The organism is Quisquiliibacterium sp. (genome assembly GCF_982640115.1).
In genome coordinates, this window is sequence record NZ_CEXFHW010000250.1 from 1 (window position 1) to 4,365 (window position 4,365).

Here is a 4,365-nt window from a genome sequence, read left to right on the forward strand (position 1 = left end):
CTGCGCCAGCCCAGCGAGTCGCTGGCCTGAGCCGCACGCCGGGCCGCCGTCGCGGACCGGCGGCAGCCCTCCTGTTGCCCATGCAGACGCTTGCCGACTGGCTATCCCACGCCGAACGCCTTCATCCGAAGGGCATCGCGATGGGCCTCGACCGCATCCGCGAGGTCGCCGCCCGGCTCGATATCCGCTTCGAGTGTCCGGTGATCACCGTGGGCGGCACCAATGGCAAGGGGTCCACCTGCGCCATGCTCGAGTCCATCCTGCTGTCGGCGGGCTATCGCGTGGCGCTGCACACCTCCCCGCACCTGATCGACTTCAACGAGCGCGCCCGTTTTCAGGGGGCGCCCGCCGATGACGCGCCCCTCGTGCGGCACATGGCCGACGTCGAGGCTGCACGCGGCCAGACCCTGCTCACCTACTTCGAGTTCACGCTGCTGGCCATCCTGCGCTGGTTCCAGGCCTGTGAGCCCGATGTGGTGATCCTCGAAGTGGGGCTTGGCGGCCGCCTCGACGGCGTCAATCTGATCGATGCCGACTGCGCGATCGTCACCTGCATCGATATCGACCACGCCGAGTATCTCGGCGAGACCCGCGAGCTCATTGCCCACGAGAAGGCGCATATCTATCGGGCGGGTCGGCCGGCCATCTGCGCCGATCCCATGCCGCCGGCATCGTTGATCGCCCACGCGCAGGCCATCGGCGCAGACCTGCGCCTCTTCGGCCGCGACTTCAACTATGCCGGTGACCGCCAGCAATGGGCCTGGGGAGGGCGCAGTCAGCGACGCGCCGGTCTGGCGTATCCGGCGCTGCGCGGGGCCAACCAGCTGCTCAATGCCTCCGGGGTACTGGCTGCGCTCGAGGTGCTGCGTGATCGGCTGCCGGTGAGCCAGCAGGCGGTGCGCCAGGGACTCGCCACCGTCGAGTTGCCGGGGCGCTTCCAGGTGCTCGCAGGCCGGCCCGCGGTGGTACTTGATGTCGCCCACAATCCGCATGCGGCAGCTCACCTTTCGCAGAACCTCGACAACATGGGGTTCTTCCCGGTCACCTGGGCGGTGTTCGGCGTGATGCGCGACAAGGATCTTGCCGGCATCGTCGGCCATCTTCGCGATCGGGTCGACCACTGGCTGCCGAGCAGCCTGCCCGGACCACGCGCAGCCACGGCATCCGAGCTGGTGGCCGGCCTGGCGACCCTGGGCATCGAGCCCGGACCGCAGCGTGACGTTCGCGCCTTTGACGCACCACGCGCAGCGCTTGCGCACGCGCTGGCCCAGGCCGACGAGGGTGATAGAATCATCGTCTTCGGTTCGTTCCTCACGGTGGCCGACATTCTCGCCAGTCGCCGCGCGCCAGGCGGCTCCACCTGAAGCCCCGGATCCCACGCCTTGGTCTCGCGAGCCCAGCCCGATTCCCCAGCCCCCAATCCTGATCCGGCACAGGGTCAGAAGCAGCAGGCCAGGCGTCGCCTGATCGGCGCGATCGCCCTGTCGCTAACGGCGGTGGTGATTCTGTCGGTGTTCTTCGACGCCGAGCCCAGGCGACCCGGTCGCGATGACATCCAGGTGCGCATTCCGGCACGCGATGTCCGTCTTCCCGAGCGGGCTGCGACTGACCCGGCTCCGGCGGCAGAGCCGTCGCGCGCCGCCACCGATGAGCGTGCCGGGGCGGGCGCGGCCACCGCCGGGCCCGACTCCACCACGCCGCCCGCCGATGCGCCGCCCGATCGCGCAGATGCTGCATCCGGTCGCGCCGACCCTGCGTCAGGCAAGGCCGATGTGTCGGCCGGCAAGGCCGACGCACCCACCGCCAAGCCAGACGCACCCGCCGGCAAGGCAGAGTCGCCCGACGCTCCGGCCCTGCGACCCGAGCCCGCGGCGCGCAAGGTCGAGCCGCCGGTGGCCAAGGCCGATTCGGGCAGCGGCAAGCCGGCAGCCGGAGCGCCCAAGGGCGAGACGCCCCCCGCCAAGGCCGAATCCTCCCCGGGCAAGGCCCCCAGGTCCGACCCGCCCACGGCCGCGCGGGGATCGGGGCACTACCTCCAGGTGGGTGCGTTCGCAAGCGAGAAGGCCGCCTCCGATCAGGTCGAACGCATCCGCAAGCTCGGCCACACCGCCTTCACCGAACGCATCAAGACACCCCAGGGCGAGCGCATCCGCGTGCGGCTGGGGCCGTATCCCTCGCGCGACGCCGCCGATCCGGTGCGCGGCAAGCTGCGTGCAGCCGGGATCGATGTCACGCTGATCGCGCCCTGAGGCCGGAAGGGCGTCGTCGCGATGCCTGCGCTCTCGGTCTGGGACTGGTTCCTGCTGCTTGCCTTCGGCGTCTCGGTGGCGGCGGGCATGGTCATGGGCCTGTCGCGCACGCTGGCAGGCCTCACCGCCTGGATGATCGCGCTGGCGGGTACGCCGCTGCTCGCCCCCGGGCTGGCCGCCGCCACCGGCATGCTGGCCCGCGAGGTGCTGGTCTGGCTGATCGTGTTCGTCACCCTGCTGCTCATCTCCCGGCTGACGGGGCTCGCGCTGGCCCGCCGTGGCAAGGGCAAGGGTCCCGACTCCATGGACCGCATGGCCGGTGCCCTCTGGGGCATGGCCCGCGCGGTGATTCTGGTGATCGCCGCCGTGGGCATCGCAGGTATGCTTGGCATGCATCAGGCGCCCGGCTGGCGCCAGGCGCTGTCCCGGCCTGTGCTCGATGCCCTGCTGCAGGCCGTCGAACCCCATCTTCCCGAGCCGCTGTCTGGCTCGCGTCGGAACTGAAAGCGAGCGCGCATGTGCGGCATTCTCGGCGTGGTCTCCCGCGGCCCGGTCAACCAGCTGCTCTACGACGGCCTTCTGCTGCTGCAGCACCGCGGCCAGGATGCGGCGGGGATCGCCACCGCTTCAGGCAAGAAGTTCAGCATGCACAAGGGCAACGGCCAGGTGCGCGATGTCTTTCGCACCCGGAACATGCGCTCGCTGCCCGGCAACTCCGGCATCGGGCATGTGCGCTATCCCACCGCCGGCTCGGCCAATGACTCCGAGGAAGCCCAGCCCTTTTATGTGAATGCCCCTTTCGGCATCACGCTGGCGCACAACGGCAATCTCACCAACTCGGAGCAGCTCAAGGACGAGATGTTCCGGCGCGACCGCCGTCACATCAACACCGAGTCGGATTCCGAGGTGCTGCTCAATGTGCTCGCCAATGAGCTGCAGGCGGTGGCGGTGGGTTCGCGCCTGGAGCCCGAGGACATCTTCCGGGCGGTGGCCGAGGTGCAGCGCCGGGTGCGTGGCGCCTATGCCTGTGTGGCCGAGATCGCCGGCTACGGTGTGCTCGCCTTTCGCGATCCCTACGGCATCCGGCCGCTGTGCTACGGCGTGGCCGAGACCGACAACGGCACCGAGTACCTCGTGGCCTCCGAGTCGGTGGCGCTCGAGGGGCTCGGCTTCCGGATGGTGCGCGACATCCATCCCGGTGAAGCCGTGTTCATCCACCTCGATGGCAGCTTCCATGCCCGCCAGTGCGCCGAGCAGGCGCTGCTCTCGCCGTGCATCTTCGAGTATGTGTACTTCGCGCGGCCCGACTCGGTGATCGATGGCGCCTCCATCTATGCCACGCGCCTGAAGATGGGCGAGTACCTTGCCGAGCGCATCGCGCGCGAGCTGCGGCTGGGGGACATTGATGTGGTCATGCCCATCCCCGACACCTCCCGGCCGTCGGCGATGCAACTCGCCCGCCGGCTCAACCTCGACTATCGCGAGGGCTTCCTCAAGAACCGCTATGTGGGCCGCACCTTCATCATGCCGGGGCAGGCCGTGCGCCGGAAGTCGGTGCGCCAGAAGCTCAATGCGATGAGCGTGGAGTTCAAGGGCCGCAATGTGCTGCTGGTCGATGACTCGATCGTGCGTGGCACCACCTCGCACGAGATCGTGCAGATGGCCCGCGACTCGGGGGCGAACAAGGTCTATTTCGCCTCGGCTTCGCCGCCGGTGCGCTTTCCCAATGTCTACGGCATCGACATGCCCACCCGCGGCGAGCTCATCGCCAGCGGCCGCAGCGACGATGAGATCCGCCTGGCGATCGGTGCCGACGCGCTGGTCTACCAGGACATCGAAGCGCTCAAGCGCTCCATCTCCGATGTCAACCCGGCCCTGTCCCGCTTCGAGGCCTCCTGTTTCGACGCCCGCTATGTCACCGGCGACATCACCCCGGCCTACCTCGATCGCATCGAGGCGGCTCGCGACGCCGCGCCGCGCGGGCAGGAAGAGGAGGGCGGCAAGGCGCAGATGAACCTGCACTTCTCGGTCGCCGGAGACTGATCGGGGCTTTGGTATACTCCGCGGCCCCGGAGGGATGGATGAGTGGTTTAAGTCGCACGCCTGGAAAGCGTGT

At 69.1% G+C, this 4,365-nt stretch carries 4 protein-coding genes; all 4 read left to right on the forward strand.

All coding sequences use genetic code 11. From position 1 onward, the window contains the following. Positions 1-80 precede the first annotated feature (80 nt). The 4 genes from folC to purF are packed head-to-tail and all read left to right on the forward strand — an operon-like array spanning position 81 to position 4,292. Positions 81-1,364, forward strand: a complete 1,284-nt coding sequence (gene folC, locus AC2H6A_RS18215) for a bifunctional tetrahydrofolate synthase/dihydrofolate synthase (protein WP_484275137.1) — start codon at positions 81-83, stop codon at positions 1,362-1,364. Between the two features lie 18 nt (positions 1,365-1,382). Further along, entirely contained in the window at positions 1,383-2,249 is an 867-nt protein-coding gene (locus tag AC2H6A_RS18220; RefSeq protein ID WP_484275138.1) for an SPOR domain-containing protein, read from the forward strand. Positions 2,250-2,270: 21 nt separating this feature from the next. Continuing rightward, positions 2,271-2,753: a CvpA family protein gene (locus tag AC2H6A_RS18225; RefSeq protein ID WP_484275139.1), complete on the forward strand. Its 483-nt coding sequence runs from the start codon at positions 2,271-2,273 to the stop codon at positions 2,751-2,753. A 12-nt stretch (positions 2,754-2,765) separates the two neighbouring features. After that, positions 2,766-4,292 carry an amidophosphoribosyltransferase gene (gene purF, locus AC2H6A_RS18230; RefSeq protein WP_484275140.1) on the forward strand — a complete coding sequence of 509 codons (1,527 nt, stop codon included), beginning with the start codon at positions 2,766-2,768 and terminating at the stop codon, positions 4,290-4,292. Positions 4,293-4,365 lie beyond the last annotated feature (73 nt).